This window comes from Streptomyces sp. NPDC059248, from assembly GCF_042753905.1.
GTDB lineage: Bacteria > Actinomycetota > Actinomycetes > Streptomycetales > Streptomycetaceae > Streptomyces.
The window spans coordinates 44,518-66,869 of sequence record NZ_JBHYZV010000019.1 but is presented as its reverse complement, the minus strand read 5'-3'; the positions used below and the strand labels follow the sequence as shown (position 1 = coordinate 66,869).

The 22,352-nt window shown below is 72.8% G+C and carries 11 protein-coding genes and 1 tRNA gene; 3 read left to right on the top strand and 9 right to left on the bottom strand.

The annotated features are described in order from the left end of the window. Positions 1-73 precede the first annotated feature (73 nt). The 4 genes from ACFXG1_RS10810 to bla form a co-directional block, all read right to left on the bottom strand. Positions 74-2,203, bottom strand: a complete 2,130-nt coding sequence (locus ACFXG1_RS10810) for a hypothetical protein (RefSeq protein WP_384742085.1) — start codon at positions 2,201-2,203, stop codon at positions 74-76. Between the two features lie 199 nt (positions 2,204-2,402). Continuing rightward, positions 2,403-4,541, bottom strand: coding sequence for a hypothetical protein (locus ACFXG1_RS10805; RefSeq protein WP_384708576.1), 2,139 nt, complete (start codon positions 4,539-4,541; stop codon positions 2,403-2,405). Continuing rightward, positions 4,538-6,121 (bottom strand): DUF11 domain-containing protein, encoded by a 1,584-nt coding sequence (locus ACFXG1_RS10800; protein WP_384708573.1) that lies wholly within the window; start codon positions 6,119-6,121, stop codon positions 4,538-4,540. Before ACFXG1_RS10800 ends, ACFXG1_RS10805 begins: the two co-directional genes overlap by 4 nt. A 169-nt stretch (positions 6,122-6,290) precedes the next feature. Continuing rightward, a complete protein-coding gene (gene bla, locus ACFXG1_RS10795; protein WP_384708570.1) occupies positions 6,291-7,247 on the bottom strand; it encodes a class A beta-lactamase in 957 nt (318 codons plus the stop codon). 307 nt (positions 7,248-7,554) lie between these two features. Between bla and ACFXG1_RS10790 the strand changes: the two genes are divergently transcribed. Both ACFXG1_RS10790 and ACFXG1_RS10785 read left to right on the top strand, forming a co-directional pair. Continuing rightward, complete coding sequence (locus tag ACFXG1_RS10790) at positions 7,555-10,335, top strand: SpoIIE family protein phosphatase (RefSeq protein ID WP_384708567.1); 2,781 nt, start codon at positions 7,555-7,557, stop codon at positions 10,333-10,335. Positions 10,336-10,409: 74 nt separating this feature from the next. Further along, positions 10,410-11,012 (top strand): TetR/AcrR family transcriptional regulator, encoded by a 603-nt coding sequence (locus ACFXG1_RS10785; protein WP_384708565.1) that lies wholly within the window; start codon positions 10,410-10,412, stop codon positions 11,010-11,012. A 108-nt stretch (positions 11,013-11,120) separates the two neighbouring features. On the opposite strand, the gene ACFXG1_RS10780 is transcribed toward ACFXG1_RS10785, so the two are convergent. Beyond that, the gene (locus tag ACFXG1_RS10780) at positions 11,121-14,441 is read right to left on the bottom strand and encodes a S8 family serine peptidase (RefSeq protein WP_384742082.1); all 3,321 of its coding nucleotides are present in this window, start codon (positions 14,439-14,441) and stop codon (positions 11,121-11,123) included. Between the two features lie 278 nt (positions 14,442-14,719). Here ACFXG1_RS10780 and ACFXG1_RS10775 point away from each other — a divergent pair, with 278 nt between their 5' ends. Next, entirely contained in the window at positions 14,720-15,292 is a 573-nt protein-coding gene (locus ACFXG1_RS10775) for a dihydrofolate reductase family protein (protein ID WP_384712595.1), read from the top strand. 224 nt (positions 15,293-15,516) lie between these two features. On the opposite strand, the gene ACFXG1_RS10770 is transcribed toward ACFXG1_RS10775, so the two are convergent. The 4 genes from ACFXG1_RS10770 to tmk all read right to left on the bottom strand — a co-directional run bounded on the left by ACFXG1_RS10770 (position 15,517) and on the right by tmk (position 22,199). Next, positions 15,517-15,590 (bottom strand) — tRNA-Thr (locus tag ACFXG1_RS10770). A gap of 130 nt (positions 15,591-15,720) precedes the next feature. Next, positions 15,721-17,283, bottom strand: coding sequence for an alpha/beta hydrolase (locus ACFXG1_RS10765; protein ID WP_384712598.1), 1,563 nt, complete (start codon positions 17,281-17,283; stop codon positions 15,721-15,723). A 176-nt stretch (positions 17,284-17,459) separates the two neighbouring features. Next, positions 17,460-18,665, bottom strand: coding sequence for a DNA polymerase III subunit delta' (locus tag ACFXG1_RS10760; protein ID WP_384712601.1), 1,206 nt, complete (start codon positions 18,663-18,665; stop codon positions 17,460-17,462). 177 nt (positions 18,666-18,842) lie between these two features. After that, the gene (tmk, locus tag ACFXG1_RS10755; RefSeq protein WP_384742079.1) at positions 18,843-22,199 is read right to left on the bottom strand and encodes a dTMP kinase; all 3,357 of its coding nucleotides are present in this window, start codon (positions 22,197-22,199) and stop codon (positions 18,843-18,845) included. Between the last annotated feature and the right edge of the window lie 153 nt (positions 22,200-22,352).

Genomic DNA, 22,352 nt, shown 5'->3' with positions numbered 1-22,352 from the left:
CGCCGTCCGGCGATACGGGCCCCGACCGCTCACTACCGCTTATTACCTCTTCAGTTCACGGACTGCCTTCACCTCATGGGGTCTTCTTCGTGATCTGGAGGTCCGCCGTCGGCTTGTCCACCGTGCCGCCCGGCGTGCCCGTCGTACTGCTGTTGTTGCCGCTCACCGGGTCGCGGGTCACCGAGTGGACGGTGGCCGTGTTCCGGATGTCCGAGCCGTCGCCCGTGTAGTCCGGTGCCAGCTTGACCCGGAAGACCCAGGTCACGGAGGCGCCGGGGGCGAGCGTCGGCAGCTGGCCGCAGACCACGGAATCGCCCGACACGCACTCGTCGTCGGAGGAGACATAGGTCAGGGCGGTCGGCAGGACGTCGTCGACTTCGACGTCCTCCGCCTGCGAGGGACCGTTGTTGGTGACCGTCACCCGGTACTCGAAGGTCTCGCCGGGCGCGACCGGCGTCGAGGTGACAGGACGCTTGACGATCCCCAGATCGGCCGAGGGGAGCGCGACCGTACCACCGGGCACGGTGGCCGTGTCGGTGTCGTTCTCGCTCGCCGGGTCGATGTTGTCGGCGGTGACCCGGGCGGTGTTCAGCAGGTCGCTGCCGTCGCCCTTGTACGCCGGGTCGATCCGGACCGTCAGGACGTACTCGACCGAATCGCCGACCCGCAGCGGGGTCGTCCGGCGGCAGTTGACCGCCTGGCCGGAGACGGTGCACCCGGCGGGGGACGAGGAGACGTACGTCAGCCCCGCGGGCAGGTCGTCGGAGAGCCGGACGTTGAACGCGTCCGCCGACGGGCCGTTGTTGGTCACCGTGATCCGGTAGTCGAACTGCTGACCCGGGATGGGCGAGACGGTGCCCACGGCCTCCTTGGTGACCGACAGGTCCGCGTACGGCTGGTTCACGGCGCTGCCGGGGAGTCCGGCGGCCGGGCTGGTGTTGTTCGCGGGCACCGGGTCGTCGGTGTCGGAGTCCACCACGGCGACGTTCCGGATGTCGGAGCCGTCACCTCGGTAGTTCTGGTCGAGCCGGACCGTGAACCGCCAGGTCTTCGACGCGCCGGGGGCGAGTGCCGCCTGCGGTCCGCAGCTCACGTTCTGCCCGGTGGCGGTGCAGCCGTCGGGCGACGAGACAAAGGCCAGCGGGCCGGGGAGGGTGTCGGTCCCGGTGATGTTCACCGCGCGCGACGGGCCGTCGTTGGTGACGGTGACCGCGTACTCGAAGGTCTGTCCCGGCGCGATGACCGTGTCGGTCGTCGGGCGCTTGACGACCCAGATGTCGGCCTGCGGCCGGCTGACCCCGCCGGGCGGCAGGACCGGCGGCGACGTGTTGTCCTCCGGGTTCGGGTCCTCGGAGTCGGACGTCGCGGTCGCGGTGTTCCGCAGATCGGTGCCGTCGCCGGTGTAGGCGTCGCTCAGCTTGACCCGGAACGTCCAGGTCACGGTGTCGCCGGGCGGGAGTACGCCGCGCGGGCCGCAGGTGACGCGCTGCCCGGACGCCGTACACGGGTCGCCGGATGAGACGAACGTCAGCCCGGCGGGCAGATTGTCGGTCGCGGTCACGTTCCGGGCGTCCGAGGGGCCGGTGTTCTCCACCGCGATCCGGTACTGGAACTCCTCACCCGGCGCGATCGGGCCGGTCCCGATCGCCGTCTTCAGGGTGTTGAGGTCGGAGACGGGATCGAAGGGCCCGGTCGGGGAGACCGGGTCGGTCTTGTTGTTGTCCGGGTCGGGGTCCACGGCCTCCGATGTGGCGGTGGCCGTGTTCCCGAGGTCCGAACCGTCGCCCTGATAGGAGGGGTCGATCCGGACGACGAACGTCCAGGTCTTGGTCTCGCCGACGGTCAGCTCCGGCTCCGGGCCGCAGGTGACGGTCATCCCGGCGGCCGTACAGCCGTCAGCCGACGACACGAACTCAAGACCTTGGGGCAGGGTGTCCGTGGCCACCACGTCACGCGCCACCGAGGGGCCGTTGTTCCGCGCGGTCAGGGTGTACGTCACCAGCCCGCCGGGCGGGGTCGCGGCGGCGAGCGCCGCGGGGGCGAGGGTGCCCAGTTCGGTCACGACCCGGGCGGGCGCGGCCAGATTCAGGGCGGTGGCGGTACCGGCCCCCAGGGGCAGGGCCGCACCGGCCAGGACGGCGGCGAGCACGGCCCGCACCACGGGTCCCGGGCGCCGCCGCCCTCGTCTGCTGCTCGGTCTCATCTCGTTTCGGGTCCGTTCGGTCGGGGTCGGGCTTCGTCGGGTCGGGCTTCGTCGGGGACGGGCTTCGTCGGGTCGGGCTTCGTCGGAGTCGAGTGGTGTCGTCGGGGTCGGACAGGGTTCGGGTACGGCCGGTCCGGTGGTCCGGGATCGCCGGGTCACCGGACCGGCCGGGTCCATGAGGTGGGGCCGCCGGCCCCGCTCAGTCGGCGCGTTTGACGAGCGTCACATCGGCCGTGGGCGGGGTGACCCGCCCGCCCGGCACGCCCGCGCTGCCGCTGTTGTTGGTGGTGTCGGGGTCCTGGGTGGTCGACGTCGCCGTCGCGGTGTTGCGCAGGGCGGTGCCGTCGGCCGCGTACCCCGGATCGATCCGGACCCGGAACGTCCAGCTCACCGAGGCGCCGACCGCGAGCCTCGCCGTCGACGAGCAGCTCACGTTCTGCCCGCTCGCGGTGCAGGCGTCGGGCGACGACACGAACGCGAGCTGGGCGGGCAGCGGGTCCCTGATCCGTACCCCCTGGGCGATCGAGGGGCCCGCGTTGGTGACGGTCACCCGGTAGTCGAAGGTCTGGCCGGGTGAGACGGGGGTGGTGGTGACAGTCTGTTTGACGGTCCGCAGATCGGCGCGCGGCTCGGTCACCCCGCCGGGCGGTGTCACCGCGCCAGTGGTGTTGTTGGCCTGGTTCGGGTCGGCGACGTCGTGCCGTACGGTCGCCCTGTTGCCGAGGTCGCTGCCATTGCCCGTATAGGCGTCGGAGAGTCTGACCCGGAAGGTCCACGACTGGGAGCCGCCCACGGGCATGGCCGACGCGGCGGGACAGGTGACGGTCTGGCCGCTCGCCGTACAGCCGTCGGGCGACGAGACGAACGTCAGCCCGGCGGGCAGGGTGTCGGTGATCACCACATTGGTGGTGGCGGAGGGGCCCGCGTTGCTCGCCGTGATCCGGTAGTCGAAGGTCTGGCCCGGGGTGACGGGCCCGGAGCCGACGCCTTCCTTCGTCACCGACACATCCGCCAGCGCCGTCACATTGGTGGTCGTGGAGGCGCTGTCGTTGGCGGCGTTGGTATCGGTCCGGTCGGCGGGTGGGAAGACGGTCGCGGTATTGGTGAGGGGGCCCGCCGTGCCCGGTGCCGTACCTCTGATGGTGTACGTCGCCGAGCCGTTGCGCAGCAGGTTCGAGGTGGCGGTGATGCTGTTGCCGCTGCCGGACGGCTGGACACAGCTGCTGCCGGTGGTCGCCGTACAGGTCCAGGTCACATTGGTGAGACCGGGGACGGCGTCGCGCAGGACGGCGCCCATGACGTCGTTGGCGCCGCTGTTGGCGACGTTGACCGTGTAGGTGACGGGGTCGCCCGCGCGGACGGTGGCCGGGCTGCCGGTCTTGGTGACGGACAGATCGGCCGGGACGTTGATCTTCAGATCGCCGATCTCGTGGATGTTGGTGGCCAGTCCGGTGCCGCCGGAGAAACCGACCTTGAGCGTGGCGGGGAGGGCGGGCTGGTTGGCGATCGTGGTCACGTCGTAGTCGGTGACGACCTGGGTGAGGGCGGTGCCCGGGCCGGTGTCGGACCAGATGGAGACCAGCAGCCGGCCGCCGGAGGGGGTGACGGTGACCCGTACGGTCCGGTAGTCGCCGCGGCCCCGGGTCTCGACCGTGCCGCCGGGCCCGGCGGCCGAGGTGCCGAAGCGGTAGCCGGTGTTCCCGTTGCCGCCGCCGCGCAGCACGATCCGGTTGGCCTGGCCGCCGGGGCCGCCGTTGCCGACGCCGTTGGAGGAGAAGTTGCCGAACTCGTCGAGCCCGATGCCGAGGAACGCGCCGGGGACGCCCGCGCGGTTGCACGGTGGGCCGCCGCCGCAGGCGTAGCCGAGGCTGCCGCCGGGGGCGCCGGTGCCGTTGGCGGCGCTGCCGTTGGCGAGGAAGAAGGTGAGGCCGTCACCGCGTTTGCCGTCGAAGGTGGCGCCGCCGTAGGTGGCGTAGGTGAACTCGGCGACGATCCCGAGGCTGGTGGGGAAGGAGTCGTTCATCTCCCAGCCGCCGGCCTGGTTGGTGGCGGCGCTGGTCAGCTGGAGCCAGCCGCCGCTCTGATAGCTGGCGTTGCCGGTGAGGCTGCCGAGGTTGCCGGCCGGGCCGTCGAAGGGTTCGTGGACGGGGAAGGTGAGGGCGCGCGGGGCCGCCGCGTGGGTCTGCGGCGGGGCGAGCAGCAGGGCGAGCGTGGCGGCCAGGGCCAGGGCGAGCACCGAGACGATCCGGCGTACGGGGGGTCTCGCGCGGGTGCTTGCGACGGTGCTCATGAGGGTGTTCATGGAGGTGTTCATGGGCGTGTTCATGGGCGTGTTCACGGCCGGGTGCCCTCCTCCGGGGTGCCGGGGAGGCCGGGGGGCCGCAGTTGGCGGCGGGAGAGCAGGACGAGGGCGCCGCCGGTGGCCAGGGTCAGCCCGGCGGACCAGGGGAGCCAGCCGGGGACGTCCCCTCCGGTGTGGGCGAGCTGGTGCGGCTTATGGGTTTTATGCGGTTCGTCCGGCCGGCCGGGTTCCCGGGGCGGATGCGGTCCGGCCCCGTCGTCGGGGTGTTCGAGATAGAGGGGACCGCCGTCGGGTCCCGTGGTACCGGGCCGGTTGCTGTTGTTGGCCGCCACCGGGTCGCGGGTGAGGGCCGTGACATAGGCGGTGTTCTCGATCTCGCAGCGGCGGTGGTTCGCGTGATCGTCACCCCCGCCGCCACCCCCGCCTCCGCCTCCGCCTCCGCCTCGGGAGGTTGCTTCGTCCCGTACCCGGACGAGGAGTTCGTAGGTCACGGACTCCCCGGCCGGGAGCCGATCGAGTACCGGGCAGAGGATCGTACGGTCGTCCTCCCGCGAGATCTCGCAGCCGTCCGGGGACGAGACGAAGGCCAGGACGGCGGGGAGCGGATCGGTGACCCGGACGCCCACGGCCGTGGCGGGCCCGTTGTTGCGGACGGTGATCCGGTAGGTGAACTGGTCGCCGGGCGCGACGGCGTCGGTACGGCCAGGCGGCAGGACCGACGTCTTGGTCAGGGCGAGATCGGCCTGTCCGGTGGCGGGGGGAACGGGCACACCGGTATGGGTGGCGGTGTTGTTCCCCTCGTCGGGGTCCTCGGTGTCGGAGGTGACGACGGCGACGTTGGTGATGTCGGAGCCGTCGCCGGTGTAGTCGTCGGCGGGGCGGACCGTGAGAAGCCAGGTATGGGTCTCGCCGACGTCGAGGGTGTCCAGCGGGCCGCAGGTGATGTCCTGGCCGACGGCGGTACAGCCGTCGGACGACGAGACGAAGACGAGGGAGTCGGGCAGCCGGTCGGTGACGACGACGTCCACCGCCTGGGAGGGACCGTGGTTCACGACGGAGACGCGGTACGTGTACGAGTACTCGGTCGCCGCCTCGGGATCGGCACCCTGGTCGGTGGGCTCGGACCGGGCGCCCGCCGCCCCGGCCGCGGCGGAACCCCCGGGCCCGGAGGCGGATGCCCCGTCCCGGACATCGGCCCGGGCCCCGGATCCCTCCACCGCGGCGGGTTCCCAGCGGACCGCGAGATCGGCGCGGCCCGCGGCACGGGGACGCTTCTTCTCACGGGTCTTACGGGACGGGGCGGGTGACGCCCCGTCGGATCCCGCGGCCCGGGAGCCCGTACGGTCGCGGTCCGAGGCGCCCGGCTCCGTACCGTCACCGCTCGAAGGAGCACCCGAAGCGGCACCCGGAGTCGCACGGTCCGCCGCTCCGGCGGTTCCGGCGGTTCCGGAGGTGCCGGAGGTCTCAGCCGCATCCGCCGCGTCGGCGACGGCGGCGTCGGCGACCGCGGGCGAGGCCAGTGCGAAGAACCCCACTCCCAGCGCACAGCAGACCGCGGTCAGACCCCGTCCGCGCCGACCGCCCGTTACGGTCCTTCGCCCTGGAATGCGTCTCATGAGTGGTGCCCTCCGTGATCACCGATCCTTGGTTCACGGACTGCACCCTCCCCCACACATGATCACTTCATCGTATAAACGCTATTTAAGTACCTCTGATGGCTCTATGGGTGACACCCACTCAGGTGTCAGGCGCCCGCGGTCGATCCGGGCCCGGTGACCACCACCGTCAGACGAAGGCGCCGAGCGCGACCTCGGTGGCCCGCGCGATCAGGGCGTCGTCCCGCTTCGCGTCCTTGACGTCCTTCTTGGACAGCACGGCGAGCACGATCGGCGCGCCCTTCGGCCGCCAGACGACGGCGATGTCGTTACGGGTGCCGTAGCCGCCGGACCCCGTCTTGTCGCCGACGGTCCAGCCGTCGGGCGCCCCGGCCCTGATCAGGGCGTCGCCGGTGGTGTTCCGCTTCAGCCAGTCGACGAGCACGGCGCGCCGGTCGGCCGGGAGGACGTTCCCGAGGGCGTACTCCCGCAGATCGACGGCGAGGGCGCGGGCCGTACTGGTGTCCCGGGGATCGCCGGGCACGGCGTCGCTCAGCTCGACCTCGTAGCGGTCGCACCGGGTCACCTCGTCGCCGATGGCGCGGAGCGCGGCCTGGAGGCCCCGGGGCCCGCCCAGCTCGTCGAAGAGGATGTTCGCCGCCGCGTTGTCGCTGTAGCGGACGGTCGCGTCGCACAGTTCGCGCAGGCTCATCCCCTTCCCCACCCGCGGCTCGGTGATCGGCGAATGCGGCTCGATCACCTCGGGACCGAAGACGATCCGCCGCTCCATCTGGCGCAGGGTGTTCTTCTTCAGTACGGCACCGGCGATGAACGCCTTGCAGGTGGAGGCGTACGCGAAGCGTTCGTCGGGCCGGTGGGCGACGGCCCGGCCGCTGCCGGTGTCGAGCGCGTACACGCCCAGGACGGCCGCGAACTCCTTCTCCAGGGCGGCGAAGGCGGGCCCGGTGCGTCCCTGGCCGGCGGGTCCCGGGCCCGACGCCGGGCCCGGGCGGTCCGAAGGCGCCGGTGCCGGTGCCGTACGGTCGGCCGGTTTCGACGGCCCGTCCGTACCGCAGCCCACGAGGGGGACGGCCGCGAGCCCGGCGACGGCGGCGAGCGCGGCGCGGCGCGAGAGATGGTCGGTCATGGTGGAGACGTCCTTCCGTACGGATGCTCTGCCCTGCTTCCGGCCCCGAGCAGAACAGCGGGCCCGTCGTCGCGTCCAAGACCGATAGGGATAACGGGGTCATTCGCGGATGGGTATGACCGCAGCTCATGGGCGTGTTCCGGAACATTCCGGCGGGCGCGGCGCCCGGTGGCCGTAGCAGAGGAGTTACATTCCCGGCCGCCCGCGCCCGGCGGTTCCGGCGGCCGTCCCACGGCGGGCACCACGTCGGGCCCCACGTCGGATCCCACCAGAGGCGACCAGGACGATACCCGGATAGAAAAGGCTCATGGTGCGATCCGGGCGCTCCTCCGGGGCGGATGGCGGCGGGACGCGGTCCGTCCTCGGGCCGCGCAGCGTCGTGGGGCAGATGTTCCTGCTCCAGCTCGTCGTCGTGATCCTGCTCGCCTTCGGAGCCGTCGTCCTGCTGCTGGTCATGGCGCGGCAGGAGAGCCACCAGGAGGCGGGGAGCCGGTCCCTCGCGATCGCCGAGGGATTCGCGCACGCCCCGGGCACGGCCGCGGCCATCGTGTCGCCGGACCCCACCGCCGTACTGCAACCGAGGGCGGAGGAGGCGCGCAAGGGTGCCGAGGTCGACTTCGTCGTGGTGCTGAACCGGAGCGGCACCCGGCTCACCCACCCGCTGCCGAACCGGATCGGCCAGCCGTCGTCGACCGATATCGCGCCCCTGCTCGCCGGGGAGACCGTGGTCGAGGACTGGGTAGGCACACTCGGGCCGCAGGTCAGGGCGTATGTACCGGTACGGGGGCCGGACGGCGCCGTGGTCGGCGCGGTCGGCGCGGGCGTCACCATCGCCCGGATCCAGTCCGCCGCCCGGGAGCAGCTCCCCGCCGTCCTGGGCGCGACGGCGGCCGCGGTGGCCCTGTCCACCGGCGGTGCCGCCCTGCTCAGCCGTCGGCTGCTGCGCCAGACCCACGGCCTCGGGCCTGCCGAGATCACCCGGATGTACGAACACCACGACGCGGTGCTGCACTCCGTCCGCGAGGGCGTCGTCATCGTGGGCACCGACGGCGGGCTGCGGCTCGTCAACGACGAGGCACGGCGGCTGCTGGAGCTGCCCCCGGACGCGGAGGGGCGGGAGGTGGCCGGGCTCGGTCTCCCCCCGGACCTCACGGACCTGCTGGTATCGGGCCGGGAGGCCACCGACGAGGTGTACCTGGTGGGGGGCCGCACCCTGGCGGTCAGTCAGCGGCCCACCCGGGGCGCGGGCCGCTCCCCCGGCCAGGGCGAAGGCGAGGGCGCGCGGGACGGCGGGCAGTCCGGGCGGGTCGCCACCGTACGGGACACCACGGAACTGCTGGCGGCCTCCGGCCGGGCGGAGGCCGCCCAGCGGCGGCTGCGGGTCGTCTACGAGGCCGGGATGCGGATCGGCAGCACCCTGGACGTCCGGCTGACGGCGCGGGAGCTGGCCGAGACGACCGTCGGCCGGTTCGCCGACCATGTCACCGTCGATCTCGCGGACGCCGTCCTGCGCGGCGACGAACTGCACGGCACGGAGCGCGACGTCCGCAGGATCGTCGTCGCCGGGATCCGCGACGGCGTCCCCTTCTACCCGGAGGGCTCACGGGTCGAGCTGGCGTCCGCCACCCCGCAGGCCGTGGCCATGACGACCGGCCGCCCCGTGCTGGAGCCGTCGCTGCGCGACGCCGTCGGCTGGCGGTCCCAGGACCCGACGGGCGCCAGGCGGCTCGTCGACCACGGGGTGCACACCCTGCTCGCGGCCCCGCTGTCGGCCCGCGGCACCCTGTTGGGCGTGGTCTGCTTCTGGCGCGACCAGCGACCCGAGCCGTTCGACGCGGACGATCTGGCGCTCGCCGAGGAGATCGCGGCGCGGGCCGCCGCCTCCCTGGACAACGCCCGCCGCTACACCCGCGAGCACACAATGGCCGTGACGCTCCAGCACAGCCTGATGCCGCGCTACCTCCCGGTCCAGGAGGCGGTGGAGGTCGCGTACCGCTATCTGCCCGCGCAGGCCGGTGTCGGCGGCGACTGGTTCGACGTCATCCCGCTGCCGGGGGCGCGGGTCGCGCTCGTCGTCGGCGACGTCGTCGGCCACGGGCTGCACGCGGCGGCCACCATGGGCCGGCTGCGTACCGCCGTACACAACTTCTCCGCCCTCGACCTGCCGCCGGACGACATCCTCGGCCACCTCGACGAGCTGGTCGACCGGATGGACCAGGAACGCACCCCCGTCGACAACGGCCCCGACGTGACCGGCGCGACCTGCCTCTACGCCGTCTACGACCCGGTCACCGGCGACTGCGTGATGGCCCGCGCCGGACATCCGCCGCCCGTCGTGGTCGACCCCGACGGCACCGCCCGCGTCCTCGACGTACCCGTATCGCCGCCCCTGGGCAGCGGCGGCGGGCTGCCCGTCGAGACGACCCGCTTCCGGCTCCCGGAGGGCGCGCGGCTCGTGCTGTACACGGACGGTCTGATCGAACGGCCCGACCGGGACATCGACACCGGGCTCGAACTGCTCCGCGACGCCGCGTCGGGGCGGCCGGGGCTCGACCCGGAGGAGACCTGCCGGGCCGTCCTGGACGCGCTGCCCGGGGCCCAGCCCCGGGACGACATCGCGCTGCTCGTGGCCAGGACCCGCCGGCTGGACGCCGAGCGGATCGCGGAGTGGGACGTACCGTCCGACACCGCGGCCGTCGCCCCGGTACGGGCCGAGTGCGCGGCCCGGCTCCGCGCGTGGGGCCTGGAGAGCATCTCCTTCACCACGGAGCTGATCATCAGTGAGCTGATCACCAACGCCATCCGGTACGCCGCCCAGCCCATCGCGGTACGGATGATCCACAGCACCTCGTTGATCTGCGAGGTCTTCGACGGCAGCAGTACGGCACCGCATCTGCGGCGGGCCGCGATCACCGACGAGGGCGGCCGGGGACTCTTCCTGGTGGCACAGCTCGCGGACCGCTGGGGGACCCGCTACACCGTGCGCGGCAAGGCGATCTGGACCGAGCAGAACCTGCACGGCCCCGGCGACGGAGTGCCCGGCGGCCCGGATCTCACCGACGCGCTGCTCGACCAGTGGAGCCTGTGAAGCCGCCCCTCGACACGGCCCGCGAGCGCACCACCCCCGGCCGTCCCTCCCCCGCCCGATAGGCTGACCGGACCATGCGCACCGTCGACCCCGTCAAGCACGCCGCCCGGCGCCTCCGGATCCTGGAGGCCGCCGCCGCCTGTTTCGCGGAGAAGGGCTTCCACGCCACCCGGACGGCGGACATCTCGGCCCGCGCGGGCATGAGCCCCGGCAACCTCTTCCACTACTTCCCCAGCAAGCACGCCATCGTGCTGGCCCTCATCGAGCGGGAGGGCGCCGATACCGCGGCCTTCCTCGCCGATCTTTCGGCCGCCGACGACCCGCTGGCGGCGCTCTTCACCCTGATCGACACCGTCGTGGACCTGGCCGCCGACCCCGCGTACGCGAGCCTGACCCTGAGCACCGCGTCCGAGGCCCAGCGCGACGAGGCCGTCGCCGCCCGTCTCTCCCGCAACGACCGCGAGCTGCGTACCGCGATCGCCGGACTCGTCGCCCGGTCCGCCGCGGCCGGCCGGATCGACCAGGACCTCGACCCCGAGGCCGCCGCGACCTGGGTCGCCGCCCAGTTCGACGGCCTCTTCACCCGGGTCGCCACGGACCCCGAGTTCACCCCGCGGGCCCAGGCGCCGCTGCTCCGGCTGCTGCTGACCCGCTTCCTCGACGTACGCGACGCCTGACCCCGTCCCGTACGCGACGGCTGCGGAGGAACCGCGCCGTCCCGCCCCGTACCCGATGAAACGGAACGGCACGGAACGGCACGGAACGACGCGGCCCCCGCCCTTCGGCTACTTACCGAAGTAGGCGTCGTACACGGTCACGCTCGCCGTGCCGCCCCGCGTGTCGGCGACCTCACCGCGCAGTGCGACCGACTTCCCAGCGGCAGGGTTCCCGACGGTGACCTTGCCCTTGGCGACGGGCGCCGGCTGCCAGGTCGTGCCGCCGTCGTAGGAGACCGAGATCTGGAGGGACTTCAGCCCCGTACCCGCCGCGGGCCCCTGCACGGTCACCGGGAAGGTCGCCGTACGGCCCGCCGGAAGGGTGCCGTCCGGGCCCACCCGCGCACCGAACCGTACGGTGGACAGCGCGGTGCGCGCCTCGGCGTCCGTGGCCGGCCTGGCGCTGCGGAAGGTCCACGAGGCGTCGATACGGGTACCCACGGCGGAGATCGCCGGGTCCCGGGTGATCGATGTGGCCAGGGTGTACTCGGCGTCGTCCGGGCCGACTCCGTAGAACTCGTAGCCCATCAGCGGGTCCGCCTTCTCCCCGATCTTGACGGTGCCCTGGTGGAGCGTGGTCTTCACCGAGCTGAAGTCGGACCGGCCGATATTGCCCCGTCCGTCGGAGAACAGCGGTACGACGGCCTCCAGCCGGTTCCCCTGCCGGAAGACACCGTTCCGCCCTGCCATCAGCGGGGAGTGCACGGCGGTGCCGAGCTTGACCCGGTGGCTCGTACCGGGGCGGAAGTCCTGCTCCGGCGCGGTGTACCCGAGCTCCTCCCGGCCCTGGGCGTTGAGCTGTGTCCCGCGCAGGGACCAGAGGTTGGCCTTCCCGTCGGTGGCCAGATAGTGGGTCCGGGAACCGGGCAGGGCGAAGGGGTACTCCGATCCCAGATCGACGCGTTCCTTACCGCCCAACGCCGTCGTGAGTCCCGTCCTGCCCGGGACGGAGGCGGCGACGGCCGCGGTGACCTCGGCGTAGTCGGCGGCCCCGAACTTCTTGGAGTAGCCGGTGAAGAGGCGCTTCACCTCGCCTCCGGCGGCGACGCTGTACTGGGTCGAGGCGTCGCGCTCGAACTGGGCGTAGAGGGTGTCCCTCAGCTCGACACCGGTGGGCTGCTCAGGACCCAGCTGCGCGGTACGGAAGCCGTCGAAGCTGGTGGAGGCGTGGTCCGTGAACTCCATGGACCGTTCACCGATACCGATGGAGACGGCCGCGGCGGCGCCGGTCATCCGGGCCCCCGGGTCCGTGACGGTCATCTCGACGGGCTTGGTGGTACGGGCGTCGATGGTGAGGGCCGTGTTCTTCGTCAGCGCCAGCTTGGGATGGACCAGCCGGTCCGAACCGCCCGACTCGTTCCACAGATTGGAGAAGAGGGCGTAGTCGCCCTTCGGCAGCCGGAGCTTCTCGGTGCCGGTGGCGCTCCCGTTGAGGGTCTCGGAGGTCTCGCCCGCGCCGGAGAGCCGCAGCAGATGGGTGTAGAACTCCTTGCCGGGCAGGCCGTCCCGGCCCACGAAGTCGAGCGTCAGATCGTACGACTCGACCTCACGGTCCACGGCGGCCGTGGACCGCACGGTCCGCCCGCCGCCGGTCGCGGTGACGACGGCGCTGTAGACGCCGTTGTCGTCGCCGCCGATCCGGGTGTCCACGGTCAGCGGGGCGACGGCGGTACCGCCCGCGGGAACGGTGACCTTGTTCGTACCGAGGACGAAGAAGCCCGCGGGGGCGGGCCCGCCCCGGGGGGCGAGCCCCTTGACGGCCAGGTCCAGGACGACGTCCTGGGTGCCGAGGTTGCGGTAGGTGATCTGCCGGGCGACGGGCTGGTCGTCGGTGTGCGGCCACTGCTGCCGGCCGAAGGAGACCGTGGTCTCGTCGGCGACCACGGTCTGCTCGATCGCCCGGTCCACCACGACCCGGCCGGTGCCCTGCTGGAACACGGAGTGCCCGCCGTCCTGGGCGGAGGCGGTCAGCGCGGCCTTGAGCCGCTCGCCCGTCCAGCCGGGGTGCCGCTGCTTGAGCAGCGCGGCGGCGCCCGCCGCGTGCGGGGCGGCCATGGACGTACCGCCGATGGTGAAGTAGCCGGCCGGGTTCTCGCCGACCGCCCCCGCGATGATGCTGCCGGGGGCCGACGCCGCGGTGATGCCCACACCGGGAGCGGTGATGTCCGGCTTGACGGTCCCGTCGTGCAGCGGGCCGACGCTGGAGAAGTGGGCGATCCTGTCGGCGTCGTCCACGGCACCGACGGTGAGGGCGGCCGCCGCGCTGCCCGGGGAGCCGACGGAGCCGGGGGCCGGTCCCTCGTTGCCCGCGGAGACGGTGAAGAGAACGCCCTTCTCCTTCGTCACCCGGTTGATATGGGCTTCCAGCGGGTTGATCTCGGGCCCGTCACCGGTGCCGAAACTCATATTGACGATGTCGGCGCCCCGGCCGACGGCCCAGTCGACGGCGGCGATGGCCCCGGACTCCATGGTCCCGTAGTCGTCCATGATCTTCGCGTTGAGGATCTTGGCCCCGGGGGCGACACCCTTGTACTTGCCACCCGACTTGGCCCCGGTCCCGGCCACGGTCGAGGCGATATGCGTACCGTGCCCGTGCCGGTCCTTGGTATCCGGGGACGTGGTGAAGTTCGCCGACCCGGCCACCCGCGCCGCCAGATCCGGATGGGTGTCGTCGACCCCGCTGTCCAGGACCGCGACGGTGACGCCCGTCCCGTCGTACCCGGACTGCCACACCTTCGGAGCGCCGATCCGCCCCACGCTCGTGTCCAGGGTCGGGGTGTACACCGCGTCCAGCCAGACCCGCTCGATCCCGGGCGCGGCCGTCGCGCCCTTCGCGGCGGTCGCGGATTTCACCCCCGTCAGGGCGGCCCACAACCCACCCGCGTCCTTCTTCGGCACGGTCACGGCGTCCGCGTTGATCGACGGCAGCGTCCGCGCCACCTTCGCGTCGGCCCGGACCCCCTGCCGGGCCCCGGCCGCCGACGCCCCCTCGTACTCGACGACGACCTTCAGCCCGTCGCGGTAGGCCCGCAGGCTCTCGGGGCTGCCGAGCCGTGTCACATCGAAGAGCCGCCGGTCGAGTACGCCCCGGCCGATCAGCCGCTCGGCGTCGAGGGGCACGGCGTAGGCGCGCCCCCGTTCGGTCCAACTCCGTACGGGTATCTTCTCGCGCCCCTCCCCCCGCTCGACGGAGACGACCCGGTCCCGGCCGTCAAGACCCACCCGGTCCCCGGTGATCAAGGTGACCCACCGAAGCCCGCCACCACCACCCGCCGCGAAGGTCCCACCGGCCGCGAAGGCGGCCGTACCGCCCACACCCGCCCCACTCGCCCCGGCGACGAGCGCCGCCGCCACAAGCACCGTGGTGCCTCGATATCTCCTGGAGAACAAAGCGCCTCCTCGTTCCGCGGGGTCGGGGGGTGAAAGACCGGGAGCGGCCCCGCATCCCGCTCCCGGCTGAGGAGAGTGATCGGCGCCACCCGGCGATATCACCACCGCCACCAATGGCCGAAACCCCTCCACCCCACCCCCGCCCCCACCGCCACCCCTCGGCCACAACCATCCAATTCCGGCCACCCGCGTCCCGACCGATGACTTTCCCCGCACCCCCCGGTCAAAGATCATGAAGACACACCGACAGACCCGCCCCGAACCCCGAGGACCTCCCCATGCGCACCCTGATCAGCACCGCGTTCATCTCCCTCGACGGCGTCGTGGAGGCCCCCGGCGGCGAGCCCGGCTACCGGAACGCCGGCTGGACCTTCAAGGACATCGAGTTCCTCCCCGAGGCATTCGCCCTCAAAGGCGAGGAACAGCAGGAGGCCACCGCCATCCTGCTGGGCCGCACCAGCTACGAGGCGTTCAGCCCGGTCTGGCCGGACATGGCGGAGTTCGCCGACTACAAGCCGATGCCGAAGTACGTCGTCTCCACCACCCTCACCGAGGACGCCCTGGTCCCCAACTGGGGCGAGACCTCGATCCTCCGCTCACTCGACGAGGTCGCCGCCCTCAAGCAGACGGAAGGCGGCCCGATCATCATCCACGGCAGCGCCACCCTCACCCGCGCCCTCGCCGACGCCGACCTGATCGACCGCTACCACCTCCTGATCTTCCCCCTCCTCCTCGGCGCCGGCAAGCGCCTCTTCAGCACCACGGACAAGGACACCCAAAAGCTCCGCCTCACCTCCCACGAGACCTACGCCAACGGCCTCCAGAAGAACGTCTTCGAGGTCATCCACTGACACCCACCCGGCCCGAACGGAGAAAGCCCGGATCAGATTTCACCCGCCCCGGGCTCTCCACGGAACCGGTCCGCACACCCGCCGAACGCTTCCGTCAGCGGACAACGCACACCATGACGGTCGGCACCGGTCGTGCCGAAGACTGCCGACTCCATCGACCGGAAAACGGCCCCGAAACAGCGAAAAACCCCAGGTCACGGCGAGTGAGTCCTGGGGTCCTTCAGAGCCGCCTTCGGGATTCGAACCCGAGACCTACGCATTACGAGTGCGTTGCTCTGGCCAACTGAGCTAAGGCGGCAAGCCGCGACGACGAAACCGTTCCGCGAGAGAACATTCGCATCAGCAGCGGTCCAAAGTCTACAGGGTTCCGGTGGGTGCCCCGGACCAGGCCGGGGCACCCACCTGGGGGGACGGGGTGGGGATCGGGGTCAGCGGCAGCGTTTGGCGTTCTGAGGGGGGGTGCCCTCCAGGAGGTAGGTGTTGATCGCGGTGTCCACGCAGTCGCTGCCCCGGTTGTAGGCGGTGTGGCCGTCGCCGTCGTAGGTGAGGAGGCGGCCGGAGGAGAGCTGGGACGCGAGGGAGCGCGACCACTTGTACGGGGTGGCGGGGTCGCGGGTGGTGCCGACGACCAGGATGGGGGGTGCGCCTTCGGCCGTGATGCGGTGGGGGGTGCCGGTGGCGGGGGTGGGCCAGTACGAGCAGTTCAGGGCCGCCCAGGCGAAGTTCCGGCCGAAGACCGGGGAGACCCGTTCGAAGTCGGGGAGCGCCGCGTGCATATCCGCCTCGCGGGGGAAGGCGGGCGGGGAGTCGAGGCAGTTCACGGCCGCGTTGGCGAACATCAGGTTCGAGTACGTGCCGTCCGGCTCGCGCTCGTAGTAGGCGTCGGCGAGGGTCAGCAGGCCCGTGCCCCGGCCGTCCATCGCGTCGGTGAGCGCCGTCCGGAGCTGGGGCCAGGCCGCCTCGTCGTACATGGCGGCCAGGACGCCCGTCGTCGCGAGGGATTCGCCCAGCTCACGGTCGTCGCCGGTGGGGACGGGGCGCTGGTCGAGGTCGGTGAAGAACTGCTTCAGGCGCTTACCGGCGTCCGCCGTCGACGAGCGGCCCAGGGGGCAGTCCTTCCGCTTCACGCAGTCCGCGGCGAAGGACTGGAACGCGGTCTCGAAGCCCTCCGTCTGGTCCAGGTTGAGCTGCCGGGCCGACAGCGACGGGTCCATCGCCCCGTCCAGCACCAGCCGGCCCGTCCGGGTGGGGAAGAGTTCGGCGTAGGTCGCGCCCAGGAAGGTGCCGTACGAGGCGCCGACGTACGTCAGCTTCGGATCGCCGAGCGCCGCGCGGAAGACGTCCATGTCCCGGGCCGCGTCGGCGGTGGAGACATGTGGCAGGACCTTGCCCGACTTCTTCTCGCAGCCCGCGGCGAAGTTCTTCAGCGATCTGTGGAACGCCGCCGTGTCCACCGGGGTGTCCGGGGTCTGGTCGACCTGGGTGTGCGCGTCCATCCCCTTGCCGTCGAGGCATTCCACGGGCTCGCTCCTGGCGACGCCCCGCGGGTCCATCGCGACCATGTCGTAGCGGGCGCGTACGGGTGCGGGGTAGCCGACGCCCGCGTACGACTGGAGGAAACCGACCCCCGAGCCGCCCGGGCCGCCCGGGTTGACGTGCAGGGATCCGAGATTGGACCCGGGGCCCGTGGCCTTCTTGCGGGCCACCGCCAGCTTGATCGTCTCGCCGCCGGGGGCGTCGTAGTCGAGGGGTGCCTTGAGCGTGGCGCACTCGAAGCCCGAGGTGCCGCACTTCCGCCAGGACAGCTTCTGGCCGTAGAACGGCTTGAGCTCCGCCGACGGCGACGACCTCGCGCCCTGCTCCGATCCTCCGGCCGGCGCCGGGGTGGCCGATGCGCTGGGGCCGGAACCCCCTCCGGTGCAGCCCGAGAGCAGGAGGCCCGTGGCTGCCAGCGCGAGAGCGGAACTGCGGAGCAAACGGCGAGGGTCCATTCCCGGAGCCTAGGCGACGAACCCCCCATAACAGGCCTCCGCGGCGCCCGAGCACGGCACGTACGGGTGAATCGGGGGAGGTGCGGAGGTGCGGAGGTGACGTGGATGTCCGTGCGGCAGGAAAGGTCGGTGTTGTCGGGAGGCCGGTGCCGCACGGGCGCGGGGCGGGGCGCCCGTCAGCCCGCTCTCAGGGACATCGTCATCGCCTCCACCGCCAGCAGCGGCGCCACATTCGCCCCGAGCGCCTCCCGGCACGCCAGGACCGACTCGATCCGGCGCAGGGTGGCCTCGGGGGTGGATTCCCGGGCGATCCGGTCGAGGGCGTCCCCGACGTCCGTGTTCGCGAGGGCGAGGCCGCTGCCCAGCTGGATCGCCAGGACATCGCGGTAGAAGCCCGTCAGATCGCTCAGCGCGAGATCGAGGCTGTCCCGCTGCGTACGCGTCCTCCGCTTCTTCTGCCGGTCCTCCAGCTCCTTCATCGCCGAGGCCGTACCGCGCGGCATCCGGCTGCCCTGTCCCCCGCCGAGGGCGGCCCTCAGCTCTTCCGTCTCCTTGGTTTCGACCTCGTCCGCGACCTGCTTGGCGTCCTCGGCGGCCGCGTCGATCAGCTCCTGGGCGGCCTTCAGGGCTCCCCCGACGTCGCCGACGCGCAGCGGGAGCTTCAGCACGGTGGCCCGGCGCGCCCGCGCGCCCTGGTCGGTGGCCAGGCGGCGGGCCCGGTCGATATGGCCCTGGGTGGCGCGGGCCGCCGCCGCCGCGTTCTCGGGCTCGATGCCGTCCCGTCGGACGAGGATGTCGGCGACCGCGTCGACCGGCGGTGTCCGCAGCGTCAGATGGCGGCAGCGGGACCGGATCGTCGGCAGCACGTCCTCCTGCGAGGGCGCGCACAGCAGCCAGACCGTACGCGGCGCGGGCTCTTCGACCGCCTTCAGCAGCACATTGCCCGCGCCCTCGGTGAGCCGGTCGGCGTCCTCCAGGATGATCACCTGCCAGCGGCCGCCGGCCGGGGAGAGCTGGGCGCGGCGGACCAGCTCCCGGGTGCCCTTGACCCCGATGGAGAGCAGATCCGTACGGACGACCTCCACATCGGCGTGCGTACCGATCAGGGTCGTATGGCAGCCGTCGCAGAATCCGCAGCCGGGCACGCCGCCGAGCGCGCGGTCGGGGCTGACGCAGTGCAGGGCCGCGGCGAAGGACCGGGCCGCGGTAGCCAGTCCAGAGCCGGGGGGGCCGGTGAACAGCCAGGCGTGCGTCATCTTGGACGCCTCCGGCGGAGCCGTCCCCTCCGCCACGGCGGTCACCAGGGCGTCGGCGTCCCGCGCGGCAGTCGTGAGCTGCTCCGTCACCCGTTCCTGGCCGACGAGGTCGTCCCATACCGTCATGCCGTCACCCCCTCCTTTCCGGACCCGTCGGAACACACCTGGCCGTATACGCGACGGCGCCGGTCCCGGGGGGTGGTCCGGGACCGTGCCGCGTGGTTCCCATTGTGGCCGGTGGGTGTGACAACGCGGGACCGCGCTCCACGACCCGCCGTCCTCATCGGCCGTGACCCGCCGTTTTCATCGGCCGCGGCGCGGGTCCCCCTTGCCGCCGCCTTCCTTGCCACCGCCCCGTGTGTCGCCGCCGCCCTCGTCGCCGTGCGGTCCGAAGAGCTCGTCGGCGAGCGTCGGCAGATCGTCCATCGGCGTCTCCTCGGCCCAGTCCGGACGGCGTCGCCCGCCGTCCGTGTCCGTGACGCGAGGACTCCCGTCCGGGTTGAACTGCGGAAGCTCCCGCGTACGGTCGTTCGGCCCGGCACCGGTATCGGCATCGGCATGGTCGACATCCGAGGAGTTGCCGGTGTCGTTCCGGAAGATGCTCTGCGGTACGCGGTCGGCGGGCGACTCGTCCCGTACGGGCGGAAGCACCGCCGTCTCATCCGCGTCCCGCACCGGCGGCGCGACCTGCGGAATCTCATGCGTCTCGTCGTTCGGCCGGACGATCGGCGTCGGTACGGTCACCTCGTTCGCCGACTCCACGGAACCCGCGGAACCCGCGGAACCCACGGACCCAGCGGGCGGAACAGCCGGAACCGGCGGAACCGGAAGCTCCGTCGTCCGGGTCTCGGCCCGCCGCGCGGCCTCCTCCGCCGCCTTCTCCGCGGCCTCCTCCGCAGCCCGCTCGTCGGCCCGTCGCCGCGCCTCCTCCTCAGCCCTCTCGGCCGCGACGCGTACCGCCTCGGCCTCCGCCTCCAGTCGCGCGGCCTCCGCCTCGACCGCCTGCCGGGCCTCTTCCGCCTGCCGGCGGACCGCCTCGGCCTTGAGCAGCGCCTCCTCCGCCTTGCGCTGCTTCTCCAGCCGCCGCTCCTCGGCCTCGGCGCGCAGCCGGGCCTGGTCCTCGGCGAGCTTGCGGAGCCGTTCCTGCTCCTCCTGGCGGGCCTTCTCCTCGGCCTCCCGCCTGCGGCGCTCCTCCTCGGCGAGCCGGCGGGCCTCCTCGGCGCGCTGCCGTGCCTCCTCGGCCTGCCGTTCGACCTCGCGCTGCCGCTCGGCCTCCTCCTCGGCCTTGCGCCGCGCCTCCTCCTCGGCGCGCAGCCGGGCGAGCTGTTCCTGCCGCTCGCGCTCCAGCCGCTCTTCCTCGGCCTTGCGGGCGGCCTCTTCCTCGGCCTTGCGGCGGGCTTCCTCCTCGGCGGCCCTGCGGGCCTCCTCGCGCGCCTTGATCTCGGCCTCGGACAGGGGCAGCATCCGGTCGAGCCGGTGTCGTACGACGGTGGTCACCGCCTCCGGTTCCTGGCCGGCGTCCACGACCACGTACCGCCCCGGGTCGGCGGCGGCCAGCGTCAGGAACCCGGCCCTGACCCGCTGGTGGAACTCGACCGGCTCGGACTCCAGCCGGTCCGGTGCCTCGGTGAACCGCTCCCGCGCGGTCTCCGGCGCCACGTCCAGCAGCACCGTCAGATGCGGAACGAGCCCGTCCGTCGCCCAGCGGGAGATCCGTGCGATCTCCGTCGGCGCCAGATCGCGCCCGGCGCCCTGGTAGGCCACAGAGGAGTCGATATACCGGTCGGTGATCACGACCGCGCCCCGTTCCAGGGCGGGCCGGACGACGGAACCGATGTGCTCGGCGCGGTCGGCGGCGTACAGCAGCGCCTCGGCACGGCTGGTCAGCCCGGCCGACGAGACGTCGAGCAGGATGGAGCGGAGCCGCTTGCCGACCGGTGTGGCGCCCGGCTCGCGGGTGACGACGACCTCGTGGCCCTTGGCCCGGATCCAGCCGGCGAGCGCCTCGACCTGGGTGGATTTCCCGGCCCCGTCGCCGCCTTCGACCGCGATGAAGAAGCCGGTCGCCGAGACGGCCTGCTTCGGGTCGGCGCCGCGCCGCAGCGCGTCTTCGAGGTCACGGCGCAGCGGTACGCCGGACCGGTCGTCGCCCTTGGCGAGGACGACCGCGGCGACCGGCAGCAGCAGCGCGCCCGCCAGCATCAGCGTGAACGCGGCACCGCCGTGGGCGAAGACGACATCGCCGCCCGCGAGCCGGTGCGGCCCGATGGCCGCGGCCACCAGCGGCGCGACCAGCGCGCCCAGCGCGATCGCGACCCGGGCGACGGCCTGCAGATGGTCGGTCATCCGGCCCCGCCGGGGCTCCTCGGTCTCCTGGTCGACCAGGGTGTGGCCGGTGGCGGCGGCGACTCCGGCCGCGTAGCCGGCCGTGACCGCGAGGAACAGCACGGTCGCCGTGTCCGGGACCAGACCCATCGTCAGCAGCGCGACACCGGTGACGGCGACGGCGATGGCGAGGAGACGGCGGCGGGAGAGCGCGGGCAGCACACCGTGGGCCGTCCGGATGCCGAGGCCCGTACCGCCGGTCAGCGCGAGGACGAGCAGCGCGTACGCGGCGGGCCCGCCCCCGAGGTCGAAGGCGTGGAGTACGGAGACCGCGACGGCGGCCGCGATCGCGGCGGCGACGGCCGCGCAGGCGAGGAGGAACAGCGGTACGGCGCCGGTCCTGCCCTTGTCGACGACGCGCCCGCCGTCCGTGCCGCCGGCCGCGAGGGGCCTGCGCAGGCCCTCCAGCGGGGAGCGCGGCCGGGGCGTGCGACCGCCCGGCAGGGTGACGGCCCAGAGCACCGATACGGAAGCGGCGAAGAGTCCGGCGGCGACGTACGAGCCCAGGGCGGCCGGGTGCAGTTCGAACCACTCGACGCCCGTACCGATCAGCTCACCGACGAGCACAGCGACCAGCAGGACCGCGGCGGCCACCGGGATCACCACGAAGGAGGTACGGAGCCACAGGCGCCGCAGCGCGTCGAGGTGGTCCGGCAGCGGGCGGACGGCCGCGCCTTCGAGGGGCGGTTCGGGCAGCACGGCGGGTGCCGCGCCGTCCCGCGCGATGGTCCAGCAGCGCTCGGCGGCGCCGGTGACGAAGACGGTCACCAGGAGCAGCAGGGTCGCGTTGGCGGGCGTCCAGTCGATCCACAGCGGCGCGACGATCAGCAGCGCGAGCCGCAGCCCGTCCGCGCCGATCATGGTCCAGCGCCGGTCGAGGGGGCCCGGGGGCGTGGTCAGCTTCGTCAGCGGGCCGAGCAGAACGGCCCCGAACAGGACCGTACTGAGGGCCCGTGCACCGAGTACGGCGGCGACGGCGAAGGCCGCGCCCCGGTATCCGTCGCCGAAGGTGGCGTCGGAGACGGCCGCCTGAAGGGTCAACAGGACGAGGACGAGGAGTGCCACGGCGTCCGCGACGCCTCCCGCGACCTGTGCGTGCCACAGCCGTCGCAGCGACGGGACTCTCAGCAGGGCGCGCAGGGCGCGCTCCCGGGAGTCCGCGGCGAGTGCTTCGTCGGTCGCGGTGGCGGGGTGTGCTGCGGTGGAGCCCTCGGCAGTCTCTGAGTCGGCGCTCACGACCGCCCTCGGCTCGGCTGGCTGCTCGGCTCGCGTCATCCGCCCAGCCTAGCCGGACCGCACCCGCCCCCGGAGTCCCGTCCGAACATACGACCGCCGGGTGCGACCGGCCCACCGAATCCGCTGATACGGGGCGTACCGACTCGCTCACGGAGCGCCGAAGCGCGCGGGGCGAGGGGTGCGTGCGCCGGA

Excerpts from the sequence above, each read along its gene's own strand:
- ACFXG1_RS10760 (WP_384712601.1), bottom strand. The coding sequence starts at position 18,665 with ATGACGGTATGGGACGACCTCGTCGGCCAGGAACGGGTGACGGAGCAG.
- ACFXG1_RS10800 (WP_384708573.1), bottom strand. The coding sequence starts at position 6,121 with ATGAGACGCATTCCAGGGCGAAGGACCGTAACGGGCGGTCGGCGCGGA.
- ACFXG1_RS10785 (WP_384708565.1), top strand. The coding sequence starts at position 10,410 with ATGCGCACCGTCGACCCCGTCAAGCACGCCGCCCGGCGCCTCCGGATC.
- tmk (WP_384742079.1), bottom strand. The coding sequence starts at position 22,199 with ATGACGCGAGCCGAGCAGCCAGCCGAGCCGAGGGCGGTCGTGAGCGCC.
- ACFXG1_RS10765 (WP_384712598.1), bottom strand. The coding sequence starts at position 17,283 with ATGGACCCTCGCCGTTTGCTCCGCAGTTCCGCTCTCGCGCTGGCAGCC.
- ACFXG1_RS10790 (WP_384708567.1), top strand. The coding sequence starts at position 7,555 with ATGGTGCGATCCGGGCGCTCCTCCGGGGCGGATGGCGGCGGGACGCGG.
- ACFXG1_RS10810 (WP_384742085.1), bottom strand. The coding sequence starts at position 2,203 with ATGAGACCGAGCAGCAGACGAGGGCGGCGGCGCCCGGGACCCGTGGTG.
- bla (WP_384708570.1), bottom strand. The coding sequence starts at position 7,247 with ATGACCGACCATCTCTCGCGCCGCGCCGCGCTCGCCGCCGTCGCCGGG.
- ACFXG1_RS10775 (WP_384712595.1), top strand. The coding sequence starts at position 14,720 with ATGCGCACCCTGATCAGCACCGCGTTCATCTCCCTCGACGGCGTCGTG.